The following is a 25871-nucleotide window of genomic DNA, read 5'->3' on the forward strand; positions in this document are numbered from 1 at the left end:
TCACAGGATCAGATCACGCAGTTCATCGGGCATGGCACCCGGTTGTTGAATGGCTGCCAGATCCGCTGCAGAAACAGCGTTCCAGGCATCCTCGTCCCACAGTTGGAATTTGTTCAGTTGACCCACCAGCATCGCGCGCTTGTCGAGCTTCGCGTATTCGCGCAAACGCGGCGGAACCAGAAAACGCCCACTGCCATCGAGTTCGAGATCCACTGCATTACCTATCAGCAAGCGCTGCAGGCGGCGGTTCTCTTCACGCAACGACGGCAAGGCGCGCAATTTCGCTTCGATCAGTTCCCACTCGTCCAGCGGGTATACGCATAAGCAGGGATCCACAGCGTCGATCGTCACGATCAATTGCCCCGAGCTACGTGAATCAAGCTCGTCACGGTACCGGCTCGGCATGGCGAGACGGCCCTTGGCGTCGAGATTGATTGCGTTTGCTCCGCGGAACACGGCTGCGCTTCCCTAAATGTTAGCTTTTTTGTGTCTGAAAACCCACTTCATGCCACTTTCTGCCACTTGCGCACACTATAGGAATCCGCCCACCGCACCGTCAAGGCGCGCATATAAGGAAAACCCTTACAGATCGGAGATTTAGCGTAACAAGGGCAGACATCAGGCTACTTGAAGGGGATTTTCGGAAGGGAAAAGCGACTTCGCTCAGACGAATAGAGCGCGAAGTTAAAGTAATTTATTAAGAGTAAGACTTTTTTGATATTACCGAAGCGGCTTCTGCTATCGAATCAAGCAGAAAGAAAGGAAGGAGTGGAGAGTCGATCTGTAAGCCGGGTTCTGTCGAGGACAGTCATTCCTCTACGACGGCCATCACTGGACGCCTTTAGCAACCTACCCGGTTCCAACGCGGGCCGCGCCATGTGGAACCCTATTTGGTCTTGCTCCGAGTGGGGTTTGCCTAGCCACGAACTGTTACCAGTCGTGCGGTGCGCTCTTACCGCACCTTTTCACCCTTACCGGCACCGAGGTGCTTAGGCGGTTGTTTTCTGTGGCACTTTCCGTAGGCTCGCGCCCCCCAGGCGTTACCTGGCACTCTGCCCTATGGAGCCCGGACTTTCCTCCCCCTGCTTTTGCGGAACAAAATCAGGCAGCGACTGTCCAATCGACTCTCCGCCGCAAAGATTAACGGCAGCGGCCCCGGAGAACAAGTGACAAAACAGATAATATCAATGTGACATCATTTATTTTTCTGTTTTTCCAGAGCCACTTGATACAAAACATTCTTCCTTACCCCGGTAATTTCCGCAGCCAACGCCGCCGCGCGCTTGAGCGGCATTTCCGCCAGCAATAAATCCAGGATGCGCAAGACTTCCCCGCTTACCGCCTGTTCATCTTCCGGCGCGGTCCAGCCTGCCACCAGCACCACACATTCACCGCGTTGCTGATTGCTGTCGTTTTCGACGAACTCGCGCAATTGCGCCAAGGGCAGGCCTTTCAGGGTTTCAAAGGTCTTGGTCAGCTCGCGCCCGAGCACTGCCGGACGCTCGCCGCCAAAGATCGCTTCCATATCCTGCAGGCATTCGAGAATGCGATGCGGAGCCTCATAGAAGATCAAGGTACGCGGTTCTTCCTTCAGCAGATTCAGACGCCCCTGACGCCCAACGGCCTTGGCAGGCAGAAAACCTTCGAAGATGAACCGGTCGGAAGGCAACCCCGCAGCCGACAGTGCAGCAATCAGTGCGCAGGCCCCTGGCACTGGCACGACACTTATGCCAGCCGCACGCGCCTGGCGCACCAGGTGATAGCCAGGGTCGGAAATCAACGGCGTCCCCGCATCGGAAATCAACGCAACGTTTTCCCCGGCCAGCAGACGGGTGACGAAACGGTTGCCCTCATCGCGCTCATTGTGTTCGTGACAGGGCGCCAGGGGCGTATTGATGCCGAAATGTTGCAGCAACCGCACCGAGTGGCGAGTGTCCTCGGCCGCGATCAAAGCGACATCACCAAGGATCTTCAAGGCCCGGGCACTGATGTCATCCAGGTTGCCGATGGGGGTGGCCACGACGTAAAGGGTCCCGGCAGCGGGATTGGAAGCACCTGGAACATCGCTCACAACAAACACCTGTTTTCTGGATTGAAGCCGCCATTGTAGCGCGAGAGCCGGTCGCAATTCCCCACCGAAGCCTTGTACTGCGACCTGAATCGAAGGTTTCACGCCAGCAAGATCGCGCCACGGCCAGTGCTTGGGTACAATCGCAGGTTAATTTGATCGAGTAACAGGACCCGTACATGATCGCATGCCTGCGGCTACTCTCAGCCCTCTGCCTCGCCGCCCTGCTGGCAGCCTGTGCCAGTTCGCCTTCGTCCAGCCTGGGCGAATTGCCACGCACCCCGGACGCCAGCATCGAGCAACTGCTCGACCAGGCTGCCAACAGCAAGACGCCGGAAAAGGCCGCCCTGCTGCGCCTGAGCGCTGCCGACCTGGCCTACCGGCAGAAAGACAACGCACGTGCCGCACGCATCCTCGAGCAAGTCCAGCTGGATACCCTGAAACCGGCCCAACAGGTCTTCGCCAGTACGCTCTCCGCCGAGCTGGCGCTAAGCCGTAACCAGCCGAAAGCAGCGCTGACCGCCCTCAGTCATCCGAGCCTGGCACACCTGAACGAACTGCCGGCCGACCTGCAGGCCCGCACCCGCAGTGCCCACGCTGCCGCGTTCGAAGCGGACGGGCAGCCCCTCGCCGCCGCCAAGGAGCGCATCGCACTGGCACCGCTGCTGAACGGCGACGCCGCCACGGCAAACAACGATGCGATCTGGAGCCTGGTGGCCGCCCTGCCTGCCGAGCAACTGCAAACCGGCGCGAGCGACACCCTTGGCGGCTGGACCAGCCTGGCCCTGGCCGTGAAGAGCGCCGGCACCCTGGAGCAGCAACAGGCCGCCATCGACACCTGGAAAGCGCAAAACCCCAACCACCCGGCCGCCCTGCAATTGCCCACGCCCCTGGTGAAACTGAAAAGCCTGACCAGCCAGCCACTGAGCAAGATCGCATTGCTGCTGCCGCAGGAAGGCCAACTCGCCGGCGTTGCCCGCGCCCTGCGCGACGGCTTCATGGCTGCGCACTTCCAGGCCCAGCAGGCGGGCCAGAATCCTCCGGCCATCCAGGTCTTCGACAGCTCGCGCCTGACCTCCCTCGACGATTTCTACCGCCAGGCCCAGGCCGCCGGCGTGCAACTGGTGGTCGGACCGCTGGAAAAACCGCTGGTCAAGCAACTCGCCACCTACCCGCAACTGCCGATCACTACCCTCGCCCTGAACTACAGCGACGCCGGTCAGAACACCCCGCCGCAACTGTTCCAGTTCGGCCTCGCCGCCGAAGACGAAGCCCGCGAGGTGTCCCGCCGCGCCTACGCCGACGGCATGCGCCGTGCCGTAGCACTGGTGCCGAGTGGCGAATGGGGCGATCGCGTGCTCAACGCCTTCCGCCAGGATTGGGAAGCCAAGGGCGGCACCCTGCTCGCCGCCGAGCGCGTGGCCCAGCCGGTGGCGCTGGCCCAGCAGATCGCCGACCTGTTCCAGCTACGCCAGAGCGAAGGCCGCGCCAAGAGCCTGCAAAGCACCGTGGGCGGCAATGTCTCGGCACAGCCATCGCGTCGCCAGGACATCGACTTCATCTTCCTCGCCTCGACTCCGCAGCAGGCCCAGCAGATCAAGCCGACCCTCAATTTCCAGTACGCAGGTGACGTGCCGGTATACGCAACCTCCAACGTGTACAGTGCCAGCGGCGACGTGAACCAGTACAACGACATGACCGGTATCCGCTTCTGCGAAACCCCATGGCTGCTCGACACCACCAACGGCCTGCGCCTGCAGGTCGTTCGCCAGTGGCCACAGGCGGCCGGCAGTCTTGGCCGCCTCTACGCCATGGGCGTCGATGCCTACAGCCTCGCACCGCGCCTGGGCCAGCTGAAAACCCTGCCGGACAATCGTATCGAGGGCCTATCCGGCAGCCTTGGCATGAGCCCGAACCAGCGCATCGAGCGCCAGTTGCCGTGGGCAGAGTTCGCCGGCGGCCAGATCAAGCGCCTGCCTGACACTCCCCGCTGAAATGCCCGCACCTTCACGCCAGGCCGCCGGAATGGCGGCCGAGCAACAGGCCCTGGATTATCTGACGACCCGGGGCCTGGTGCTGCTGGCGCGGAACTGGCGGTGCAAGCGCGGCGAGCTTGATCTGGTCATGCTCGACCGCGATACAGTAGTATTCGTCGAAGTTCGTTATCGCCTGCATGCAGGCTTTGGCGGCGCCCTCGGCAGCATCGATGCCCGCAAGCAGGAAAAACTGACGCTCGCCGCACAGCATTTCCTAATGGAGGAACCGCGCTGGGCCAACCACCCCTGCCGCTTCGATGTAATCGCCTTGCAAGGCAGCGGTCATTCGGGTCAACCGCTCGACTGGCTGCAGAATGCCTTCGACAGTTGACCCCGCGCCGACGGACGCACCTTTACCCTTTCAACTTTTTGCTCTTTGCTTCGCGGGCTGCACAGACATGTGCCGGGAGCCTTTCAATCCCCGCCCGGCCAGCCCCATTTAAGGTCACACTGATGGACATGCAATCCCGAATTCGCCAGTTATTCCAGGCAAGCATCAACGCCAAGCAACAGGCGATGGAAGTTCTTGCACCCCACATCGAGCAAGCCAGCCAGCTCATGGTCAATGCCCTGCTGAACGAGGGCAAGATGCTTGCCTGCGGCAATGGTGGCTCGGCCGGTGACGCCCAGCACTTTTCCTCGGAACTGCTCAACCGCTTCGAACGCGAGCGCCCGAGCCTGCCGGCCATCGCCCTGACCACCGACACCTCGACCATCACATCGATCGCCAACGACTACAGCTACAACGAGGTGTTTTCCAAGCAGATCCGCGCCCTTGGCCAGCCAGGCGACGTACTGCTGGCGATCTCCACCAGCGGCAACTCGGCAAACATAATTCAGGCGATCCAGGCGGCACATGATCGCGAAATGATTGTCGTAGCATTGACCGGGCGCGACGGCGGCGGCATGGCTTCGCTGCTGCTGCCCGAAGATGTCGAGATTCGCGTTCCGGCCAATGTCACCGCACGTATTCAGGAAGTCCACCTGCTGGCGATCCACTGCCTCTGCGACCTGATCGACAGCCAATTGTTCGGGAGTGAAGAATGACCCCAAAACGCCTCGGCCTGATGGCCCTGACCCTGTGCCTGAGCCTGAGCGGTTGCAGCTCGGTGATCACCGCCAGCCGTGAAGCCCCGATCGATGACGACCGCGGCACGCGCACCCTGGGCAGCAAGATCGACGACTCGCTGATCGAGACCAAAGTGGCAGTCAACGTTGCCAAGGCCAGCCCTGACCTGGACAAGAACTCGCACATCGTCGTCAGCAGCTACAACGGCGTTGTCCTGCTGGCCGGCCAGACCCCGCGCGCCGACCTGAAGAGCCTGGCCGAGCAAACCGCCAGCCAGGTGCAAAAGGTCAAGAAGGTGCACAACGAGCTGCAGGTGCTCCAGCCTTCCTCGCTACTGGCACGCAATAACGACGCCTGGCTGACCACCAAGATCAAGACCCAGATGCTGACCGACGCCAACATCCCCGCTACGCGAATCAAGGTCATCACCGAAAACGGCATCGTCTACATGCTCGGCCTGCTGACCCAGGCCGAAGCCAACCGCGCTACCAACCTGGTGCAGGGCGTGTCCGGCGTGCAGAAGATCGTCAAGCTGTTCGAATACATCGACTGACAGCAAACAGAAAAAGCAGCTCCCGGGGGCTTTGGGAACACTTGTCCTTCAGATCTCCGCGCCCCCTGTAGGAGCTGGCTTGCCAGCGATTACTGCAGTGAACCCACCATAGCAATCGCTGGCAAGCCAGCTCCCACAGGTTAGATGTCAGCATCCAGATACGAAAAAGGCGACCCTCACAGGTCGCCTTTTTTCATTTCACCACTTTCAGACTCGGCCGCCCGCTCGGACGCGGCGGCTGCCCGCCGTCCGGCGGACCGTCGTCATCCGGCTCGACATCATCTTCTTCATCATCGGCTATCGGCGGCTCGAGCTCGAAGACCATGCCCTGACCATTCTCACGGGCATAGATGCCAAGAATGGCCGCGGTCGGCACATAAAGACTGTGGGCTACGCCGCCGAAACGTCCTTCGAAACTGACCGCGTCGTTTTCCATCTGCAGACCGCGCACGGCGTTCGGCGAGATATTCAGGACAATCTGTCCGTCGCTGGCAAAACCCTGGGGCACCTGTACCGCAGGGTACTCGGCATTCACCAGGATATGAGGCGTGCAATCGTTGTCCACGATCCACTCGTACAGTGCACGCACCAGATAGGGGCGACTGGAGTTCATCAACAGCTCCTTAAAGCTTGCGCATTTCTCGTTCAGCAGCGGACAGGCTCGCCTGGAAGGGCTCGCGGGCAAACTGTCGCTCCATATAGTCAAGCAGGGGCTTGGCCTGCCGTGGCAATTCGATTCCGAGGATAGGCAACCGCCACAAGATAGGTAGTAGACAACAATCCACCAGACTTTGCTCCTCGCTGAGGAAACAGGGCTTGTCAGCGAACAACGGGGATACCCCGGTAAGGCTCTCGCGCAGCTCCTTTCTCGCCTGGGCGCGGACGGTGTCCTTTGCCCGCGGATCGAGGATCTGGTCCACAAGTGCACACCAATCACGCTGGATACGATGAACCAGCAACCGGCTGTTCGCTCGCGCCACCGGATAAGCCGGCAGCAATGGTGGATGAGGATAACGTTCGTCGAGGTATTCCATCACCACGGTGGATTCGTACAGCGCCAGATCGCGGTCGACCAGGGTCGGCAAGCTACCGTACGGATTGGCCTCAAGCAATTTGGCCGGCTGGCTGCCGGCTACGACGTCGATGATCTCGACGCTGACAGCTTTCTCGGCGAGGACGAGGCGTACCCGATGAGAATAGTGGTCAGCGGGGTCGGAGTAGCAGGCCAACCGATTGGTCATGCCCATAAGATTCCTCCTCGCATGGAATGGTAAAAGCTATAAACGCAAACGCGCCCTGGGGTACCTCCGAACTCCGGAGGCGCCCCAGGGCGCGCGTTCAACTACCAGAAAATTACTGCGTGATCAGTGCACGTCCTTCCAGTATTCGCGCTTGAGCAGATAGGCGAATACGAAGAAGAAGGCCAGGTACAGCAGTACATAGGTACCGATGCGTTGGCTTTCCAGTTTGACCGGGTTGGCCGAATAGGCCAGGAAGGTCACCAGGTTCTTGACCTTCTCGTCGAACTGCTCTTCGCTCAGGGTACCGGATTTCGGCACGATGGTCAGCTGGTCACAGGCTTCATGCGTCAGCGGCGCGCCGGTCAGCGGGTCGAACTGCTTCTTGCCATCGACCACGGTCTGAATCTGCTTGCAGCCCACGACCTGGCGTCCCTGCAGGCCCACCAGCACGTTCGGCATGCCGACGTTCGGGAAGATCTTGTTGTTCACGCCCCATGGCCGCGCCGGATCCTCGTAGAAGCCGCGCAGGTAGCTGTACAGCCAGTCGGTACCGCGCACCCGGGCGACCAGGGTCAGGTCGGGCGGCGCAGCGCCGAACCAGACCTTGGCATCGGCCGGCTGCATGCCGATGTTCATGTGGTCGCCGATCTTGGCACCGGTGAACACCAGCTTTTCGAGCATCAGCTCATGGGGAATGCCCAGGTCATCGGCCACACGCTCGTAACGCTGGAACTTGGCACTGTGGCAACCCATGCAATAGTTGGCAAAGGTGCGGGCACCGTCCTGCATGGCGGCCTTGTCGGTCAGGTCGATATCGACTTTATCCAGTTCCGGACCATGCTCGCTGGCGGCGAAGGTCAGGGCAGGCATCACTGCCAGAATCAATACTGCAAATAGCTTTTTCATCAGCCAGTCACCCTTTCCGGAACCGGTTTGGTCTTCTCAAGCCTGGTGTAGAACGGCATCAGAATGAAGTAGGCGAAATACAGGAAGGTACATACCTGCGACAGCAGCGTGCGACCCGGCGTCGGCGCCAGGACACCCAGCACACCGAGGATCACGAAGGCAACGCAGAACACCAGCAGCCAGATCTTGCTCAGCCAGCCCTTGTAGCGCATAGAGCGCACCGGGCTGCGGTCAAGCCACGGCAGGACGAACAGCACTGCAATCGCAGCACCCATGGCGATGACGCCGAAGAGCTTGTCCGGAACCGCGCGCAGAATCGCGTAGAACGGGGTGAAGTACCAGACCGGCGCGATGTGCTCGGGAGTCTTGAAGGCGTTGGCCTGCTCGAAGTTAGGTTTTTCCAGGAAATACCCACCCATTTCCGGGAAGAAGAACACCACGGCACAGAACACGAAGAGGAACACTACTACGCCGACGATATCCTTGACGGTGTAGTACGGGTGGAACGGAATGCCATCCAGCGGAATGCCGTTCTCGTCCTTTTTCTTCTTGATGTCGACGCCATCGGGGTTGTTCGAGCCAACTTCGTGCAGCGCCAGGATGTGCAGCACTACCAGGCCAAGGATCACGATCGGCAAGGCGATCACATGCAAGGCGAAGAAGCGGTTCAGGGTGATGCCGGAAATCAGGTAGTCACCACGGATCCACTGGGTCAGGTCATCGCCGATTACCGGAATGGCACCGAACAGCGAAATGATCACCTGGGCGCCCCAGTAGGACATCTGGCCCCATGGCAGCAGGTAGCCCATGAAGGCCTCGGCCATCAGCGCCAGGTAGATCAGCATGCCGAAGATCCACACCAGCTCGCGGGGCTTCTGGTAGGAACCATAAAGCAGGCCGCGGAACATGTGCAGGTAGACAACGATGAAGAACGCCGAGGCGCCGGTGGAGTGCAGATACCGCAGGATCCAGCCGTACTCGACATCGCGCATGATGTATTCGACCGAGGCGAATGCCTCCTCGGCCGACGGAGTGAAGCTCATGGTCAGCCAGACACCGGTGACGATCTGGTTGACCAGCACCAATAGCGCCAGGGAGCCGAAGAAGTACAGGAAGTTGAAGTTCTTCGGCGCGTAATACTTGCTCAGGTGGTCTTCCCACATCTTGGTGGCGGGGAAGCGGGCGTCAACCCATTCCATGAACTTGCTCATCACGCTTTCTCCTGATCGACGCCGACGACGATGATGTCATCCGACTCGTACGAATGCGGTGGCACCGGCAGATTGAGCGGCGCTGGCTGGGACTTGTAGACGCGGCCGGCAAGGTCGTAGTGAGAGCCGTGGCACGGGCAGAAATAGCCACCGACCCACTTCGGGCCAAGGTCGGCAGGCGCGACTTCAGGGCGGAAAGTCGGCGAGCAGCCGAGGTGTGTACACAGGCCGACAAGCACCAGGATTTCCGGCTTGATCGAGCGATTCGACGGGTCGACGTAGGTAGGCTGAACCGAAGCCTTGGATTCCGGATCCGAGAGATCTGCGGTGATCTTCTTCAAATTACCCAGGATCTCTTCGGTACGACGGACGATGAACACCGGCTGACCGCGCCACTCGGCCACCAACTGCTGCCCAGGTTCCACCTTGGCAATATTGACCTTCACCGGTGCACCGGCCGCTTTCGCCTTGGCACTGGGAAACCATGACCCTACGAACGGGACCGCAGCCCCCACCGCCCCTGCTGCGCCCACAACGGATGTGGCTGCAACCAGGAAGCGACGCCGGCCTGCATTGACGCCGTCATTGCTCATTCAGTCCTCTCCCATCAGCTTTGTGGCCTGTTGAAACAGGCATCTACTAAGTAATTTCTGAAGCGCTAAAAATTTGCCGCATGGTAAAGAAAAGACCCATGACTGGCAAGGTTATTACCCTGGCCATAGGCCTGCATCCCATGCAGGTCTTGATCTGCGTCTATGCGGCAAGTTGTCACACAAATGGCCGACCCCCTTTATTCAAGACATAAAAAAAGCCCGGTTCCACTTGGAACCGGGCTTTTTTTGAAACTCCTGGCGAATTAACGCTTGGAGTATTGTGGACGCTTACGTGCTTTACGCAGACCCACTTTCTTACGCTCGACTTCACGAGCGTCACGAGTCACGTAACCAGCACGACGCAGAGCGCCACGCAGGGTTTCGTCGTACTCCATCAGAGCGCGGGTGATACCGTGACGGATCGCACCGGCCTGACCGCTGACACCACCACCGGCAACGGTGACGTAGATGTCGAACTTCTCGACGGTTTCGGTCAGTTCCAGCGGCTGGCGAACTACCATGCGCGCGGTTTCACGACCGAAGAACACGTCCAGGGAACGGTTGTTGATGGAGATGTTGCCAGTGCCCGGACGCAGGAAAACGCGAGCGGTTGCAGTCTTGCGACGGCCAGTGCCGTAATTTTGAGTCGCCGACATAATGAACTATTCCGTTAAATCTTCAGTTCTTGGGGCTGCTGAGCAGTATGAGGGTGAGTAGCGCCCGCATAGACTTTCAGCTTACGGTACATGTCGCGACCCAGCGGGTTCTTCGGCAGCATGCCTTTAACCGCGGTCTCGATCACGCGCTCTGGGGCCTTGGCAATCAGCTTCTCGAAGTTGATTTCCTTGATACCGCCCGGGAAGCCGGAGTGGGAGTAGTACATCTTGTCCGAAGTCTTGGCACCAGTGACACGTACCTGCTCGGCATTGATCACGACGATGTAGTCGCCGGTGTCAACGTGAGGGGTGTACTCTGGCTTGTGCTTGCCACGCAGACGGCTCGCGATTTCAGTGGCCAGACGACCCAGGGTCTGACCAGCAGCGTCAACGACGAACCAGTCGCGTTTTACTGTTTCCGGTTTAGCAGTAAAAGTTTTCATTCTTTAATAAGCCTCAGAGGCCGCCCAGCAAAAAAATAGACGGCGAATCTTACTGAATAGTGCTTACTTTGACAAGGTCAAAGGCAGCCGAATACGAACGCTTTCGGGGGCTCGGGTCAGCGCGTTCGATACTTGGCGGGGTTCTTTTTCAGCGACGGGGCATCACTCCCACCGTAGAAACAGACGGCGGATTATCCGGATTACCAGAAAAATATCAAGCGGATTTTCCACGCCGGCCTGCTCCGCCCCGCACAGGCGTGACCCTGCGCACGCATGTACCCGTGCCTCGGGCGGGAGACTGGACACAATCGCCAAAAAATAAGACGATCCAGCCGGTGATTGACCACTCTGACCTATAAGAATAAAGAAAATGATGTTTACCCAACCCAACGTGCCCCTGCGGCGCGTCAGCATCCTCGCGATCGACAAGGTGTTCGCCTCGACCCTGATGCAGGCCAAGGACTTTTTCCACCTGGCCAGCCTGCGCTATGCCAAACAGTTGGGCCTGAGCCTGCAACCGATGTTCGAAACCCGCCTGGTCAGCCCCGACGGCCAGCCGGTGCGCAGTTTCAGCGATGTCCAGGTGCCGGTCGACAGTGGCCTGGAAGAGGCCGACGTCATCGTGCTCCCGGCGTTCTGGGATGATTTCTCGACCTTGTGCGAACGCTATCCGCAGGTCCTGCCCTGGTTGCGCCAGCAGCACGCCCGCGGCGCAGTGCTGTGCGGCGAGGCCAGTGGTGTGTTCTGGCTGGCCGAGGCCGGCTTGCTCGATGGCAAGGAGGCGACCACCTACTGGCGCTTCTTCAATCAGTTCGCCGAGCGCTTCCCCAAGGTCCAGCTGAACCAGGACAAGCACCTGACCGACGCCGACAACCTGTTCTGCGCCGCCGGCACCACATCGGCCTGCGACCTCTACATCTATCTGATCGAGCGCTTCTGTGGTGCCAACGTCGCCCAGGCGGTGGCCCGCGACATCCTCTACGAAGTCCAGCGCAACTACACGCCGGGGCGCATGGGATTCGGCGGGCAGAAACTGCACCAGGATGTGATCATCCTGCAGATCCAGCACTGGCTCGAAGAGCACTTCGCCGACAAGTTCCGCTTCGAGGACGTCGCACGCAACCACGGCATGAGCATCCGCAATTTCATGCGGCGGTTCCAGACCGCCACCGGCGACAAGCCCCTGCACTACCTGCAGCGGTTGCGCATCGAAACGGCAAAGGGATTGCTCTCGGGCACGCGCAAGAGCATCAAGACCATCAGCTACGAAGTCGGCTACGACGACGCCAGCTTCTTCGCACGGCTGTTCCGGCAGCATACGGCGCTGTCGCCGAACCAGTATCGGCAGCAGTTCATGCAGGAAGCCTGAGCCTCGACCACAAATCTCCCTGCCGATAAAAAACCTGTGGGAGCTGGCTTGCCAGCGATAGCGATGGTGAATTCACCATAGTCATCGCTGGCAAGCCAGCTCCCACAGGGTCGGTGTTGTGCTTTCGAGAGTGGTTAAGGCTTGTGCGCCCGCGCCAGGAACTCGTGGGACTGCATTTCCAGCAGGCGGCTGAGGGTCCGCTGGAATTCGAAGGTCAGGCGACCACCGGTATACAGGTCCTTCAGCTCCACCTCGGCGGAGATGATCAGCTTCACGTTACGGTCGTAGAACTCGTCGACCATGTTGATGAAGCGCCGCGCGATGTCGTCGGTCGCCACGCCCATCTGCTCCACGCCGCTGAGCAGCACGGCATGGAAGATCTTGCCCAGTTCGATGTAGTCGTTCTGGCTGCGCGGCCCATCGCACAACTCGCGGAAGTCGAACCAGGCCACGTCGTCACAGGTACGCAGGGCACGGATCTCGCGGTTCTCGATGATCAGTACATCATTTTCCACTGCCTGGGTGCATTCAGGAGTCAGCGCCCGGAAGCTCTTGCGCAGGCTTTCGTGGGCGGCTTCGTTCAGCGGGAAGTGGAAGAGTTCGGCCTGCTCCAGATGGCGCAGGCGATAGTCGACGCCGCTGTCGACGTTGACGATCTCGGTGTTCTGCTTGATCAGGGCAATGGCCGGCAGGAAGCGCGCCCGCTGCAGGCCATCCTTGTACAGCCCGTCCGGTACGATGTTGGAGGTCGCCACCAGGGTCACGCCGTTCTTGAACAGCTCTTCCATCAGGGTACCGAGGATCATCGCGTCGGTGATGTCGGACACGAAGAACTCGTCGAAGCAGATCACCCGCGCCTCTTCCGAAAAACGCTTGGCGATGATGGTCAGGGGGTTCTTCTCGCCCTTCAGGCCCTTCATCTCCTCGTGCACACGCTTCATGAAACGGTGGAAGTGCGTGCGGGATTTTTCCTTGAACGGCAGCGCCTCGAAGAAGGTATCGACCAGATAGGTCTTGCCCCGCCCTACCCCGCCCCAGAAATACAGGCCCTTGACCGGCGCCTGCTCCTTCTTGCCGAACAGTTTGCCGAACACGCCCGGCTTATTGTTCTGCGCCGCGATCAGATCGTCGTACAGGCGCTGCAGATGGCGCACCGCAGTTTCCTGCGCCGCATCATGGAAGAAGTCGGGACGTTTCAGATCTGCTTGATATCGTTCTAGGGGCGTCATAATTCGTTAGCAAGGCAACAAAAGCGGGCCGTCACTGTAGCGACGGCCCCGGGTAATGGCAATCAGACTTCCGATAAGCCGTCAGTCCTGTTGGGGTACCAGGGCGGCACGCAGGGCCTCGATGGCGGCATCACGAGCAGCGGCGTCGGCAAACTGCGCACCTTCGGCCACGGCCTCGCCGTCCAGCCACAGGCTGAAGCCCAGGCCTTCGGCGCGCACATCCAGTTCCTGGCCCTGCTGCAATTGCTTGGTCACCGCACCAGCGGCCTTGCCGTCGGCGAAGCTGCGCGACAGCAACAGTTGCTCGCCGTCGGCGCCCAGCAGGCGGAAGCGGAAGCTGCCGTCTTCATCGCGGAAGCTGACGAAGCGTGCGGCCTTCGCGGCCTTTTTCTTCGTCTCGACCGTACCTTGGGCGATGGAGCAGAAGGAACGCAGCCCCACGGCCTCGCGCAGTTGCTCGAGGAACGGCGTGGCGACCTTGCGCGCCTTCTGCGCGCCAGCCAGGAGAATGTCTTCCAGATCGGCCGGACGGGCAATCAGTTGCTGATAGTGCTCACGGGATTCGCTCAGTTGCCCGTCCAGCAACTGGAACAGCTTCTGCTTGGCTTCGCCCCAGCCCAGGCCCTGCAGGAGCTCGTCACGGAAGCCTGCGGACTGCTCGGCAGTAGCGAACGCCTGGTACAGGGTGAACAGGTGCGAATTGTCCGGATCCTTCGCCTCGCCCGGCGCGCGGGAGTCGGTGACGATGCGCGAGATCGCGTCCTTCATGTCCTTGGCACTGCTGAACAGCGGGATGGTGTTGTCATAGCTCTTGGACATCTTGCGACCGTCCAGGCCCGGCAGGGTCGCCACGCTTTCCTCGATCACCGCTTCCGGCAGAACGAAGAATTCCTTGCCGTTGCCGAACAGGTGATTGAAGCGCTGGCCGATATCACGCGCCATTTCCACGTGCTGGATCTGGTCGCGACCGACCGGCACCTTGTGGGCGTTGAACATCAGGATGTCCGCGGCCATCAGCACCGGATAGCTGTACAGGCCCATGGTCACGCCGGCGTCCGGGTCCTCGCCGTTTTCCAGGTTCTTGTCCACCGAGGCCTTGTAGGCGTGGGCGCGGTTGAGCAGGCCCTTGGCGCTGACACAGGTCAGCAGCCAGGTCAGCTCGGGGATTTCAGGAATATCGGACTGGCGATAGAACGTCACCTTCTCCGCATCCAGGCCGCCGGCCAGCCAGGTGGCGGCGATCTCGAGGCGCGAGCGCTGGATACGCTGCGGGTCGTCGCATTTGATCAGGGCGTGGTAATCGGCGAGGAAATAGAAGGAGTCGGCACCGGGCTGGCGGCTGGCGAGGATCGCCGGGCGGATGGCACCGGCGTAGTTGCCCAGATGCGGGGTGCCGGTGGTGGTGATGCCGGTGAGGATGCGCGTAGTCATGGGTATTCGCTTATCAGCTTGGCTCAGTTCGAAAGACGCGGCAGTACCAGATCCTTGAGGTCGGTCAGCTTGCCATGAAAAAAGTGTCCGCATTCTGCCACTTTCAGCAGCTCATGGGGGCGCGGGAACGCAGCGGACCAGGCGTAGACGATCTGCGGCTCGATCACTTCGTCGGCGTCCGGCTGGACGATGGTCAGTTGCACGTTCTGCGGCGCGGCCTCGCTGCCGGTCAGGCGCATGACGGCAGGAGCGACCATGAACAGATGCTTCAGCGCCACACCTTGCGCCTCAAGACGCCCGCCAAGGGCGGCAGCGACGAAACCGCCGAAGGAGAATCCGAGCAGTGTCAGGGGCAGTTGCGGATGCCGTTCACGCAGCCAGGCGGCAGCCGCCTCGGCATCGTCCACTTCCCCGCTGCCCATATCGTGGCTCCCGGCACTGGCGCCGACGCCGCGATAATTGAAACGCAGCGTGGTCAGGCCGGCATCCCGGGCGGTGCGCTGCAGGGTCGACACCACCTTGTTGAGCATGGTCCCGCCCTGTACCGGGTTGGGATGGCAGATCAGCACCAGGCCATGGGCGTCAGGCACCTCCTGGTACAGGGCTTCCAGTTGACCGACCGGGCCGTCGATGAGAACGGGGGATTCGCGGGTAAGCAAGGAATAAACTCCGTGACCCCGGCAAGGGTCGACTCGTCTAGCTGAATGATTCTGTTCTGAAATATTTGCGATGCTTCGCGGTATACAGCGCAGGTCCGAGCCGTTAACGTAAAGCAAAGCCGTTTATAGAGGAAGGACTCGTGGAACTCTCGCTCTTAGTTTGGTTGTTGCCGACCCTGGCCCTGGCAGTAGGCGTCGTCGTTGGTTTCCTGGTAGCCCGCCTCCTGCCCAATGCCGCACCGAGCAGCACCCAGCGGCAACTGGACGATATCCAGGAACGCTTCGACAGCTACCAGAACGAAGTGGTGACCCATTTCAACAGCACTGCGGCTCTGGTCAAGAAACTCACGCAAAGCTACCAGGAAGTACAGGATCATCTGGCCGATGGCGCCAACCGCCTGGCCCTGGACGAACTGACCCGCCAACGCTTGCTGGCTGCCCTGCACTCCGATGCAGCCCAAGGCCAGCGCGATCGCCTGACCCCGCCGCGCGACACCGAAGTGCCGCGGGACTACGCGCCAAAAGCACCGAACAGCCCGGGCATGCTCGATGAGAGCTACGGTCTGAAGCGCAACTGAGCCAGAAGCCCCGCTGATCGCGGGGCTTTTTATTGGGCCTGCATTCCCTTACGCACCCACCGCCATCATCGCCGCCATACCTCGGTGCCCGTCATCCATCGGCAGGAACCCAGGCTGCGCCTGGGGTGCGAAGGCCGCCATCGAATCGATCAGGCGACCGATATCAGGCACGGCAAGCGACGCCAGAAGCGTGGCTCCAGGCGCTTCGGGCTGCGTCGGGTCCGGAGTGACGGGCGATTGCCCCGCCTGGGCAAAGATGAAGTCCTCACGGGTAACCTGGGCAAGGTCCAGAGCATCCAGGTACAGCAACTCGACAGGCTTGCCGTCGCTGCCCAAGGTACTGGACTTCACCGAGACCCCATGGATCTGCGCCAGCCCGTTGATGGTTGCCCGCTGCACCTTGGACAGTTCCAGCGCTTCGAAGCTTTCGATACCCGTCTGGCTCAGGTCGATCTTGTCGATACCCTGTCGGAACCCGCGCAAGGCATTGCCGTAGTGGTCCACGCCCTCCTGCTTCACCACCACGAACACATCGGCCGCTGCACCGTCACGGCTGTATACCGTGCCGGTCAACGAGGCCACCAGTTGGCCTGAAGCATCACTGACGTAGCTGACGCCACCACCACCGCCCGCAAGCATGACTACTCCCATGCTCTTCGGGCCCTCATCGGGCTGATCGGGGACGCTGCCATCCAGGTACCTGGCCGGGATGTTGACGCGCTCCTCAAAGCGGAAATCGCCCGCCCCCAGCGTAGCTGCCGAATGCCCCAGCACCATCAGGTATTGCTCGTTACCCAGGGCAAGTTCGACCCCGTCATCGCTTTCGTGCAATTGCAGGTCGCTGAACCGAGTGCCGGAAAAGCCGCCCAGGGCGATTACATCGCGACCCGCTTCGAAGCCCGCCACTGCATCCAGTCCGCCGGAGCGTCGATGCACCACGAACAGGTCGCGACCCGCACCTCCCGTCAGGACGTTGCGACCACGACCGCCATCCAGCAGCGCATCCGCCGGCCCCGCTGCGAGCTGGTCATTGCCGTCCCCGCTGATCAGGTTGTGGATGCCCTGATTGGCAATCACCAGCCCGGTGGCGCCGATACTGGCGATGCCTGTTCCCAGATCGACCACCACATCGCGACTCGTTGCGCCAGCATTCAGGGTGTTGCGCCCGCCAGCCTGGCCGTTGAGTGCATCGTCCAGCACGGCGCGCCCGGGCTGTGCCGCGACAAGTGCCTCGAACTCATCGGTATAGAAGTAGGTGTCGTCGGCAGTGGACCCCTTTCCGGAGATCCGCAATGCCCATTGGTGCAAGGCCAGGGGCAGCCCGCCGGCGACATTGCCGACCTCCAGCGTCCAGGTGCCCTCGCTGGCCTCGACCCGGTCATGAGTAGACATGAAGGTGTAGTTGAACGCGCCCTCGCGGGTGCTGCCCGGATCCCCATCAGCGCTTCCCGGCGCCTTGCCATGCCGGTCGAGCAACAGGCTGCGGGTTCCGGTCGGCGACACCAGGGTCAGGGTCATGTCGCCCAGCCGCCCCGTCACCGCCTCGATATCGATCTCGACATGCTCGGTCTGTACACCTGGCGCCATCTGCAACGCGAAACTCAGCACCTCACCAGGTGCCACGGCCTGTTCAAGCACGCCACTGGACGCACTGAGCACGGTTTCGTTCGCCGCCGTCGCCTGTCCCGTCCACGACTCGGCCAGCCGCACTGCCGCACGGGCATCCACCAGGCCGAAGCCGTAGTCGTCACTGACATGCATGCCGCCGCCGTTCCACTGACGGCTGCCGTTGGTACGCCATGCGGTCTGCGGATCATCGACCTGGCGGGCAGACAGGGCGAGTATGTGCTGCACATCCCGGTAGCCGAGATTGGGGTTGGCCTGGAGCATCAGCGCCACCACACCGGAAACGATCGGTGCGGCGAAACTGGTGCCCTGGGTCGCACTGTAGGTGTCACCCACCAGCGCACCACGTTCGGTTTCCAGTGAATGGCTGGTCGAGTAGACATGGCTGCCAGGTGCCGAAACCAGCAGGCTGGTGCCCGGGTTGGAGAAAGGTACCGAGGCGACCTGCAAGGTCGAGAGGTCGGTCCTGGCATTGATGGCACCGACTTCGATCGTGTAACGGTTGTTATTGGTCAGCGAGCCCTGGGCGCTGCCCCCTTTGGCCCGCTGGTTGCCACCCGCCGCCACGATGATGGTGCCCAACCCGCCGCGGCCGTTGCCGGCAGCATAACGGGCATTGGTCGCCAGCGCCGTCGCCGTGGTAATCAACCCGCCCTGCAGGCTGGTGAGGGCAAAGTCATTGCTGAACCCCCAACTGTTGTTGGCGATGTCGTAGTTGATCATCTGGCCGAGACTGGTCAGGTCCTCGCCGCTGTTGGCCAGATAGTGACCACCCAGGGTTGCCTCATAGGCAATGCCCACCCCGCCCTCGCCGTTTCGCGCAGCCACCATGACCCCGGCGACCTGGGTCGCATGATTCGATACCACTTCAGGCGGCCCGCCGTGGGCACGCTGCGTCTGCAGCCAGGCCTGATCGACGTTGGCCTGCAAATCCGGATGCCGGGTATCGAAGATCTCCGGACTGACGGCAAAGCGCCCACCGGGCTCGAACTGGCCGATGCGCACCCCTTTGCCGGTGTAGTCGTCCCAGACCGGCAAGACATTGATGTCGTCCAGATACCACTGCCGTGCAACCAGTGGATCGGGTGGCGCGTCGGCAGCGCGGAGCGTCACCAGGGCCCGCAGTGGTGCTGACGCCCCGGTATCCAGATCGACCACGGTCGCCGACGGGTTGCCCTGGGCATCGACCAGGTCGTACTTGAAGCTGATCACCCCCGAGTGGTTCGCCTCCGGCACGACCTGTACATCGCCCTGTTCGGTAAGGCTGACCGTGGCACCACGGGCATCGCTGAGGTTGGCGATGCGCAGCGGGCCTATGCTGTTCAATGGCTGGTCGTTGCTCAGCAAGGTGGCTGCCGGGATGAGCTGGATACCGTCCTCGTGATCGCTGGCGGCCTCCACGATGTCGGCAATCGGTAGCGCGTTGGGGGCTGCCAGGTCGATGCCCGACAGGTCGGAAAAGCCGAGTTTCTGGATATTCGTCAGGGCCAACTTGCCATCCCGCCCGACCACACTGTCGACGACCTGGTAACCGGTCGCGGTCCGGGTGATCAGGTATTGGTCATGACCGCCGTGGAGCGAGACCAGGTTGACGCCACCCCCGCCATCGATCTGCGCATCGCCGCGGCCCGCCTCGATGACGTCATCCGCAGGACCGCCCTGGATCAGGTCAGCCCCGCCACCGGCATAAATGATGCTGCCGCCATCGGAAGCCAGGATGCTGTCGCCCTTCGGCCCGGCGTAGATCACCGACTTGCCGCTGCCGCCGATGATGGTATTGCGACCGCTGCCGCCGGACAGCACGTCGTTGCCCGCCCCGCCGATCAAGGTGCTGTCACCCGAGCCACCCTTGATGAATACGCCACGGGCACCGCCACTGGCGATGATGTCCTTGCCCCTGCCACCTTGAGCAATGGTCAGCCCGGACTCGGCCATGTTCAGCGCGACGCCCTTGTCGCCGACGATCAATGCCGTGTCCCGTCCACCATTGCCCTTGATATTGGTCGGGTCGTCAGTGGCGCTGATGACGAAGACATCGTCGCCTGCGCCGCCGACGTAGGTATTGCTGCCCTGCCCGCCCACTAGCCAACTGCCACCCGCAGCCGCCGTGAGTACATCGTCGCCGCTGCCACCGTACAGGTTGGTAACGCCCAGGGTTGCCGCGTCGAGCACCGCGTTTGTCGTGCTCTGGCTGGCGAACGCCCGGGTTGTCGTGCCTTCCGACGTCGACTCGATGATGTTGCCGCCCGGCTGGGGCGTGATGCGGTTACTGACGGAGTCGGAGAGGAAGTTGACCGCCAGGATCTCGCGCTCGACACCCTCCCGGGTAAAGGTCCCCCGCGCCAGCACCTGGTTGCCTTGGCGCTGTTCGGCCAGCGGGGTGACCTGGTCGACCCGGATCGCCGTGATGCCTAGTTCGTCGGGCGTTTTGAGCTCAGCGCCCTCGGCGCGGCCATCCTGGTTGGCATCGACCCAGACACGCAACTGGCTCCAGATGCTGTCCTGCGCATTGATCGCACCATCCTGGTTGCCGTCCTCGCTGGCAAGGGCGGCAAAACCGTCCTTGTGCGGTCGTTGTCCCGAGCCGCCGTCCACCCCGGCCTGACCGCCGTAGTACTCGGAGAACAGCTGGCTGATGTTGCGGATCCCGCTGCCGTCCTCCCGTACCAGCATCCCGGTGTGCGCATCGGCCCAGCCTGTGCGGCGCAGGGAGCCGCTGTTATCCACATCGAACAGCACGCCGTCGCTGATCGCCGTCATGCCCGCACCGTTGCCGGTGAGATCCAGCAACAGCGGGTCGACGAAGGTGTTGACCACGGTCTGGGCGGACAGCCCGCCCAGCACTACTGCGTTGCGCAAGCTGAAATCCGGGGAACCGCTTTCGTTGCCATCGCGGTAGAACTGGGAAAGATGGGAAGAGGGCTGCACGTTGGGGTCAGGCTGCAATTCGCCGGGGCGGATGCCCCCTGTGGCAATACTGCCCACCTGCGCGGAGGTGAAATCGGTCTTGTCCAGGGTGCCGTCGCTGAACGCGATGCTGTGGGTTGCACGGTTCTGGATGAAACCGTTGGAGACGTCATTGCGGATGCGGTCTTCGTCGAGGATTTCCTGCCGGGGTGCAGGCGTGGTGTTGATCTGAAGCTGGAGATCGGCTTCAACAGGTGGTGTCTCGACATTGAAACTCGGCAACCAGTCGATAAGTGACTCAAACCATTTTGACGATGCGGTTGCAACCATACTCATCAAGCCGGAAGGTGAGTCGAATGTGTCGATGAACTCCCTCGCCAGTTGACGTTGAGGCTCCGGTGCCATCGCACTCGCAGAGGACATCATCATCGTGGTATCCACCGTCAACAGTCCTTCCTTGACCGGATCACCGGCGGCGTCCAGAACCTTTTCCCAGTAGGCCGCTCGTCCTTGTTTGGTTAGCACTTCGAGAACGGGATAGAGCGTCCAGGCTTCATCCGGCAAACCATGCCCCTTGAATGTCTCGCTATGAAAAGCGGCCGCCGCCAAATGATCTATTTCGCGATCAACCACGCCGTCTTTCAACCTCAACCCCGTGTCATCCAGGTAGTGTTTTGCCATGGTACGCATGATGCTTTCTACATCAGCTTTCGAAAGCTGCCTGCCTTCCCTTCCTGCAACGGAATGCATATAGCTGGACGCTGCAATACCTGATATGGATTTAAGCTCAACCACGCCGGCAGCCAACTTTGAATATCGATCACCTTTAGAACCAAGATACTCATACATTGATGCAGGCCCCTCATCCTCGAGCAATTTTTTGGCATGCCCCAGATCGGACTCAGTCAATTTACTCATCTTTAACTCCCTATCAACCCTTCGTTAAGAAAATCCACCGAAGCACGCACAATCTCTTGCCAGTGCTCCAGCTTTTCAAATTGAAATTCAATTTCGGAAAAGGCCCCTAACTCCGAAATAAAGAACCTGAAATTACATTCAGCAGTTCTTTTCTGAATAGGTAGCCATGGGCAATAGGCTACGTGTTTTATTTGCCCATCCTGCTCACTCCAATAGAAGTCAGACACGCCTTCCCTGCTCATCGGACCAAATCCACGAACATGAAAAAGCCCCAACTCATTGATATATTCAACTCCACGACGCTGCTCCGGAGTCAGGCCCTCAAGCGTTAATTTCAATAACCTTTGCATATCTGTAACCGCCCTCGAAGAGGGTTTCACCAATATGCTTACGCCTTCAAAATCGTACGTAAACCCGGTAGAGCGGTACGTGCTTACACCAGGCTTCATCTCTGGCCACGAGGCAATCAACTTAAGCGCATTCAGATTTGCATCGCACCCGCTCTTATTTTTGTGAAACCCTGGCTCCCACGAACTCAGCCCTTCATACTCCGGCCAATACAACACATACTCCCATGAAAACCTGAGCACATAACCAGAGATCTGCCCACATACGTAAGGATCTTGAAAGTAACGAATTGGAGCAGGCCACCTGACGACCTCAACAATCTTCCACACACTCAAAGCTCCGAGCAGGACAATCAGCAACAGCGCAAGCAACCGCAGAGAATTCCAAAACCACACCATCATCACGAGTGCAGTTTTCAGCAGCAAACCCAGCGCAACATTCATAACTTATCTCTCCCCCAGACTTTCCCGAACATGCCGCTGCAACGGACTCAGGAAATAACTGATCACCTTGCGCCTGTCCGTTATCACTTCGGCCCGCACCGCCATACCCGCGGACAAAGGAATATCCCGTTCATTAACCCGAATATGCCGCTGCTCAAGTTTCACCCTGGCGCTATACACCAACCCCCGCCGCTCATCTTCGATGGCATCGCTGGAAATACTCTGGACAACGCCGGGAATAACGCCGTACCGCGTGAACGTGAATGTCTCGATCTTTATTTCCACCGACTGCCCGGGAAAAACAAAACCGATATCCTTGTTCTCGAACTGCACTTCGACTTCCACCGGTTGCTCGACCGGGACGATCACCATCAACGTCTGCGCTTCGGTCACCACACCGCCACGGGTATGAATCGCCAGTTGCTGTACCGTGCCGTCGACCGGGGAGACCAGACGCTTGAGGCGATGCCGCTGTTCGGCCTTGCTCAACTCCAGGTTCAGGCCGACCGCCCGCTTGCTGGCCTCACCGTGCAGATCGAGCATGGCCCGGCGGGTCTGGGCGATGACGCTGGCATGGCGATGGCCAGCGGCATCCTTTGCCGCCGTCAGCTCTTCCACGCGCAGGCGCTGGGTAGCCAGTTCCTGCTCCTGGTCAAGACGCATCTGTTCCTTTTCCAGGTAGCGGTGCTTGGCCATGGCCGACTCCTGCCACAGTTGCCGGTAATCGGCGGCCAACTGACGGGTGATAACCAGCAGTTTCATCAGCGAATCGACCCGCGCTTCGGCAGAACGGGCTTCGGCACCGCGCTGATGGATTTCGGCCGTGGCCTGGTCCAGCGCCGCCCGCAACTCCTCGTACTGCCCCAGCAGCCAGCGCTGTGCTGCCTGTTGCTGCTGGGGCGAGGCCTGGGGAATGAGTGCGGCCAGGTGTTCCGGTTCGCGCTGACGCTCGATGGCCCGAAGCAAGGCCTGGGCTCGTGCCATGTCGATTTGCGCCGCCAGCAGTTCACCCCCCAGGCGCTCGACCTCTGCGGCGGCGATCCGGTCGTCAAGTTCCACCAGCAGGTCTCCGGCCCGGACCGCTTGTCCATCGCTGACATGAATCGCCCGAACCACCGCGCCTTCGCTGGCCTGGATGCGTTTGCTGCGCCCGCTGGGCACCACTTTCCCCGTAGCACTGGCGACCACATCCACCTCGCCGATACAGGCCCAGGCAACGGCCAGCGCGGTGAACAACAGCAAGCTCCACTGGAGCACGCGCGGCGCGGGATGCACCGGGGTTTCCTGAAGGGCCAAAGCAGCCGGCAGAAACTCCAGCTCGTTCTGCGTCCGGCGCGGCCCATCTATTACCCGGCGCCGACGCCAGGCTTCGATCCAGGCGTCGCGATAACGCTCCAGCAACAGACGCCAGGCCGTCATTCGCCACCGCCTTGCTGCAACCGGTGCAAGTGGGCGTAGACCCCGTCAGGCCGTTGCAGCAGTTGTTGGTGGCCGCCCTGCTCGACGATCTGTCCGCGCTCCATGACCAGGATCCGGTCGGCATGACGAACCGCGGACAACCGATGAGCAATGATGATCACCGTACGGTCGCGGCAGATCCGCACCATGTTCTGCTGGATGATCCGCTCCGACTCGTAGTCGAGGGCGCTGGTGGCTTCGTCGAGGATAAGGATGCGCGGATTGCCCATCAGGGCGCGGGCGATGGCCAGGCGCTGGCGCTGCCCGCCCGAGAGCGAAGCGCCCTGCTCCCCCACCAGGGTGTCGTAGCCCTCGGGCAATTCGAGGATGAATTCATGGGCACCCGCCAGCTTCGCCGCTGCGATGATGTCCTCGATTGGCGCGCCAGGATCGGCAAGGGCGATGTTGTCGCGAACGCTGCGGCGAAACAGCATGTTTTCCTGCAGCACCACGCCGATCTGGCGGCGCAGGGACGAAACGTCCACCAGGGCGAGGTCCATCCCGTCGAGCAATACCCGGCCACGTTCGGGTGCATAGAGCCGCTGGACCAGGCGGGTCAGGGTGCTCTTGCCCGACCCGGAGCGCCCAACCACGCCTATGACCTCCCCCGGCGCGATCCGCAGGCTGACCCCGCGCAGAACCTCGCTGGCATCGGCGCGGTAACGGAAGCTCACCTGGTCAAGTTCGATCTGCCCACCCAGCCTCGGCATCGTGCTGGCATTACCGTGATTGGCTTCGGTACGAGCATTGAAGATGTCACCCAAGCGCTGGATGGACACCCCGACCTGCTGGAAGCTGCTCCACAGCTGCGCCAACCGCAGGATCGGCTGCGAAACCCGCCCCGCCAGCATATTGAAGGCGATCAACTGGCCGACGGTCAGCTCGCCTTCGATCACCAGCCGCGCGCCCAGCCACAGGGTGACGACGGTGACCAGCTTGCCGATCAGCGCGGCGCTCTCATGGGCCAGTGCCGACAGGTTCTGGGTCTTGAAGCTGGCCGCGACATAGGCGGCCAGATGATCATCCCAGCGCCGGGTGACCTGCGGCTCCACCGCCATCGACTTGAGGGTGTCGATGCCGGTGATGGTCTCGACCAGGAAGGCCTGGTTTTCCGCACCGCGGTTGAAACTCTGCTCCAGGCGCGCCCGCAGCGGCGGTGTGACCAGCAAGGAAACCAGCACGTAGAACGGCAGCGACAGCACGACGACCAGGGTCAGCCAGCCGCTGTAGGCAAACATCACGGCAATGAAGACCCCGGAAAACAGCACGTCCAGTACCACGGTGATGCTGTTGCCGGTAAGGAAGCTGCGGATGTTTTCCAGCTCTCTGGCCCGGGCGACCGAATCGCCCACTCTCCGTGCGCGAAAGTACGCCAGCGGCAGGTCCACCAGGTGTTGAAACAGCCGCTTGCCCAGTTCCACGTCCATGCGGCACGCGGTGTGACCGAAGACGTAGGTTCGCAGCAGGCCCAGCAGGCTTTCGAACAAGGTGATCACCAGCAGGCCGATCACGATGACATCCAGGGTGGTCAGCCCCCGGTGCACCAGGACCTTGTCCATCACCACCTGGAAAAACAGCGGCGTGAGCAAGGCGAACAGTTGCAGGACAAACGACACCAGCAAGGTTTCACCCAGCAAGTGCCGGTGCCTGACGACAGCAGGGATGAACCAGGACAGGTCGAAGCGCGCCACCGCTCCGGGCAGGTGCGCCCGGGATCGCACGAGAATGACCTCACCACTCCAGCGTCTGCTCAACGCGTCAGGTGTCGATACCTGCGGGCTCGTGAGTCGTGGGTCCTGAAGCAGAACCTGATCGCCATCCACCTTGGCGATGATGAAATACCCGCCCTCCCCGTCCAGGGCGATGGCCGGCAACGGCAGATGGCGCAGGCGCTCGACCGGGCAGTTGGAAACCCGCGCCTTGAGCCCGAGCTGCTTGAACGCCTGGAGGATCAGGCTGGTGCAGAAACGACCGTTGCCGACCGCGAAGCGATGGAGCAACTGTTCCGGGTTGACCGCCAGGTTGTGGTATCGCGCCAGCATGACCAGGCAGGCCAGCCCGGAATCGGGCATTTCGCCATGGTGTTGATTATCTGCCGCCATCCTGAGCGCTCCATGATCCGGGAAATC

The 25871-nt window shown here is 61.0% G+C and carries 22 protein-coding genes and 1 other RNA gene; 6 read left to right on the forward strand and 17 right to left on the reverse strand.

Going from position 1 to position 25871, the window contains the following annotated elements:
- The 3 genes from mraZ to rsmI all read right to left on the reverse strand — a co-directional run bounded on the left by mraZ (window position 1) and on the right by rsmI (window position 2071).
- Window positions 1–456, reverse strand: coding sequence for a division/cell wall cluster transcriptional repressor MraZ (gene mraZ, locus N7650_RS10705; protein WP_009396653.1), 456 nt, complete (start codon window positions 454–456; stop codon window positions 1–3).
- A 312-nt stretch (window positions 457–768) separates the two neighbouring features.
- Window positions 769–1128, reverse strand: an RNA gene (gene rnpB, locus N7650_RS10710) — RNase P RNA component class A.
- 67 nt (window positions 1129–1195) lie between these two features.
- Window positions 1196–2071, reverse strand: a complete 876-nt coding sequence (gene rsmI / locus N7650_RS10715; protein ID WP_009396651.1) for a 16S rRNA (cytidine(1402)-2'-O)-methyltransferase — start codon at window positions 2069–2071, stop codon at window positions 1196–1198.
- A gap of 176 nt (window positions 2072–2247) precedes the next feature.
- On the opposite strand from rsmI, the gene N7650_RS10720 reads away from it, so the two are divergent.
- The 4 genes from N7650_RS10720 (at window position 2248) to N7650_RS10735 (ending at window position 5726) form a co-directional block, all read left to right on the forward strand.
- The gene (locus tag N7650_RS10720) at window positions 2248–4062 is read left to right on the forward strand and encodes a penicillin-binding protein activator (RefSeq protein WP_009396649.1); all 1815 of its coding nucleotides are present in this window, start codon (window positions 2248–2250) and stop codon (window positions 4060–4062) included.
- Between the two features lies 1 nt (window position 4063).
- Window positions 4064–4435 (forward strand): YraN family protein, encoded by a 372-nt coding sequence (locus N7650_RS10725; protein ID WP_279898134.1) that lies wholly within the window; start codon window positions 4064–4066, stop codon window positions 4433–4435.
- 122 nt (window positions 4436–4557) lie between these two features.
- The gene (locus tag N7650_RS10730; protein WP_037059368.1) at window positions 4558–5151 is read left to right on the forward strand and encodes a phosphoheptose isomerase; all 594 of its coding nucleotides are present in this window, start codon (window positions 4558–4560) and stop codon (window positions 5149–5151) included.
- The gene (locus N7650_RS10735; protein ID WP_279898135.1) at window positions 5148–5726 is read left to right on the forward strand and encodes a BON domain-containing protein; all 579 of its coding nucleotides are present in this window, start codon (window positions 5148–5150) and stop codon (window positions 5724–5726) included. The genes N7650_RS10730 and N7650_RS10735 overlap by 4 nt, the downstream gene beginning before the upstream one ends.
- 193 nt (window positions 5727–5919) lie before the next feature.
- On the opposite strand, the gene N7650_RS10740 is transcribed toward N7650_RS10735, so the two are convergent.
- From N7650_RS10740 to rplM, 7 genes are all read right to left on the reverse strand, one after another.
- Window positions 5920–6339: a ClpXP protease specificity-enhancing factor gene (locus tag N7650_RS10740; RefSeq protein WP_009396641.1), complete on the reverse strand. Its 420-nt coding sequence runs from the start codon at window positions 6337–6339 to the stop codon at window positions 5920–5922.
- A 10-nt stretch (window positions 6340–6349) separates the two neighbouring features.
- Window positions 6350–6973, reverse strand: coding sequence for a glutathione S-transferase N-terminal domain-containing protein (locus N7650_RS10745; RefSeq protein ID WP_009396639.1), 624 nt, complete (start codon window positions 6971–6973; stop codon window positions 6350–6352).
- Between the two features lie 117 nt (window positions 6974–7090).
- Window positions 7091–7873 carry a cytochrome c1 gene (locus N7650_RS10750; protein WP_009396637.1) on the reverse strand — a complete coding sequence of 261 codons (783 nt, stop codon included), beginning with the start codon at window positions 7871–7873 and terminating at the stop codon, window positions 7091–7093.
- The gene (locus tag N7650_RS10755) at window positions 7873–9084 is read right to left on the reverse strand and encodes a cytochrome bc complex cytochrome b subunit (RefSeq protein ID WP_037059365.1); all 1212 of its coding nucleotides are present in this window, start codon (window positions 9082–9084) and stop codon (window positions 7873–7875) included. The genes N7650_RS10750 and N7650_RS10755 overlap by 1 nt, the downstream gene beginning before the upstream one ends.
- Window positions 9084–9677: a ubiquinol-cytochrome c reductase iron-sulfur subunit gene (gene petA, locus N7650_RS10760; RefSeq protein WP_009396633.1), complete on the reverse strand. Its 594-nt coding sequence runs from the start codon at window positions 9675–9677 to the stop codon at window positions 9084–9086. The genes N7650_RS10755 and petA overlap by 1 nt, the downstream gene beginning before the upstream one ends.
- Before the next feature lie 263 nt (window positions 9678–9940).
- A complete protein-coding gene (rpsI, locus tag N7650_RS10765) occupies window positions 9941–10333 on the reverse strand; it encodes a 30S ribosomal protein S9 (RefSeq protein WP_009404633.1) in 393 nt (130 codons plus the stop codon).
- Window positions 10334–10347: 14 nt separating this feature from the next.
- A complete protein-coding gene (gene rplM / locus N7650_RS10770; RefSeq protein ID WP_009404632.1) occupies window positions 10348–10776 on the reverse strand; it encodes a 50S ribosomal protein L13 in 429 nt (142 codons plus the stop codon).
- A gap of 472 nt (window positions 10777–11248) precedes the next feature.
- On the opposite strand from rplM, the gene N7650_RS10775 reads away from it, so the two are divergent.
- Window positions 11249–12145 (forward strand): GlxA family transcriptional regulator, encoded by an 897-nt coding sequence (locus tag N7650_RS10775; protein ID WP_167654031.1) that lies wholly within the window; start codon window positions 11249–11251, stop codon window positions 12143–12145.
- A 134-nt stretch (window positions 12146–12279) separates the two neighbouring features.
- Here N7650_RS10775 and zapE read toward each other — a convergent pair whose 3' ends face one another.
- The 3 genes from zapE to N7650_RS10790 all read right to left on the reverse strand — a co-directional run bounded on the left by zapE (window position 12280) and on the right by N7650_RS10790 (window position 15464).
- The gene (zapE, locus tag N7650_RS10780; protein WP_009408214.1) at window positions 12280–13374 is read right to left on the reverse strand and encodes a cell division protein ZapE; all 1095 of its coding nucleotides are present in this window, start codon (window positions 13372–13374) and stop codon (window positions 12280–12282) included.
- Window positions 13375–13455: 81 nt separating this feature from the next.
- A complete protein-coding gene (locus N7650_RS10785) occupies window positions 13456–14805 on the reverse strand; it encodes a tryptophan--tRNA ligase (protein ID WP_279898137.1) in 1350 nt (449 codons plus the stop codon).
- Window positions 14806–14828: 23 nt separating this feature from the next.
- Window positions 14829–15464: an alpha/beta fold hydrolase gene (locus N7650_RS10790; RefSeq protein WP_009408210.1), complete on the reverse strand. Its 636-nt coding sequence runs from the start codon at window positions 15462–15464 to the stop codon at window positions 14829–14831.
- Between the two features lie 140 nt (window positions 15465–15604).
- On the opposite strand from N7650_RS10790, the gene N7650_RS10795 reads away from it, so the two are divergent.
- Window positions 15605–16042, forward strand: a complete 438-nt coding sequence (locus N7650_RS10795) for a DUF1043 family protein (protein WP_037062463.1) — start codon at window positions 15605–15607, stop codon at window positions 16040–16042.
- A gap of 48 nt (window positions 16043–16090) precedes the next feature.
- On the opposite strand, the gene N7650_RS10800 is transcribed toward N7650_RS10795, so the two are convergent.
- From N7650_RS10800 to N7650_RS10815, 4 genes are all read right to left on the reverse strand, one after another.
- Window positions 16091–21265 (reverse strand): S8 family serine peptidase, encoded by a 5175-nt coding sequence (locus N7650_RS10800; protein WP_279898139.1) that lies wholly within the window; start codon window positions 21263–21265, stop codon window positions 16091–16093.
- 230 nt (window positions 21266–21495) lie between these two features.
- Window positions 21496–22284 (reverse strand): hypothetical protein, encoded by a 789-nt coding sequence (locus tag N7650_RS10805; RefSeq protein WP_009408204.1) that lies wholly within the window; start codon window positions 22282–22284, stop codon window positions 21496–21498.
- A gap of 3 nt (window positions 22285–22287) precedes the next feature.
- Window positions 22288–23703: an HlyD family type I secretion periplasmic adaptor subunit gene (locus N7650_RS10810; RefSeq protein ID WP_279898140.1), complete on the reverse strand. Its 1416-nt coding sequence runs from the start codon at window positions 23701–23703 to the stop codon at window positions 22288–22290.
- Complete coding sequence (locus N7650_RS10815; protein WP_279898141.1) at window positions 23700–25844, reverse strand: type I secretion system permease/ATPase; 2145 nt, start codon at window positions 25842–25844, stop codon at window positions 23700–23702. The genes N7650_RS10810 and N7650_RS10815 overlap by 4 nt, the downstream gene beginning before the upstream one ends.
- Window positions 25845–25871: the final 27 nt, after the last annotated feature.

The organism is Pseudomonas sp. GD04058 (assembly GCF_029836855.1).
GTDB lineage: Bacteria > Pseudomonadota > Gammaproteobacteria > Pseudomonadales > Pseudomonadaceae > Aquipseudomonas > Aquipseudomonas bharatica.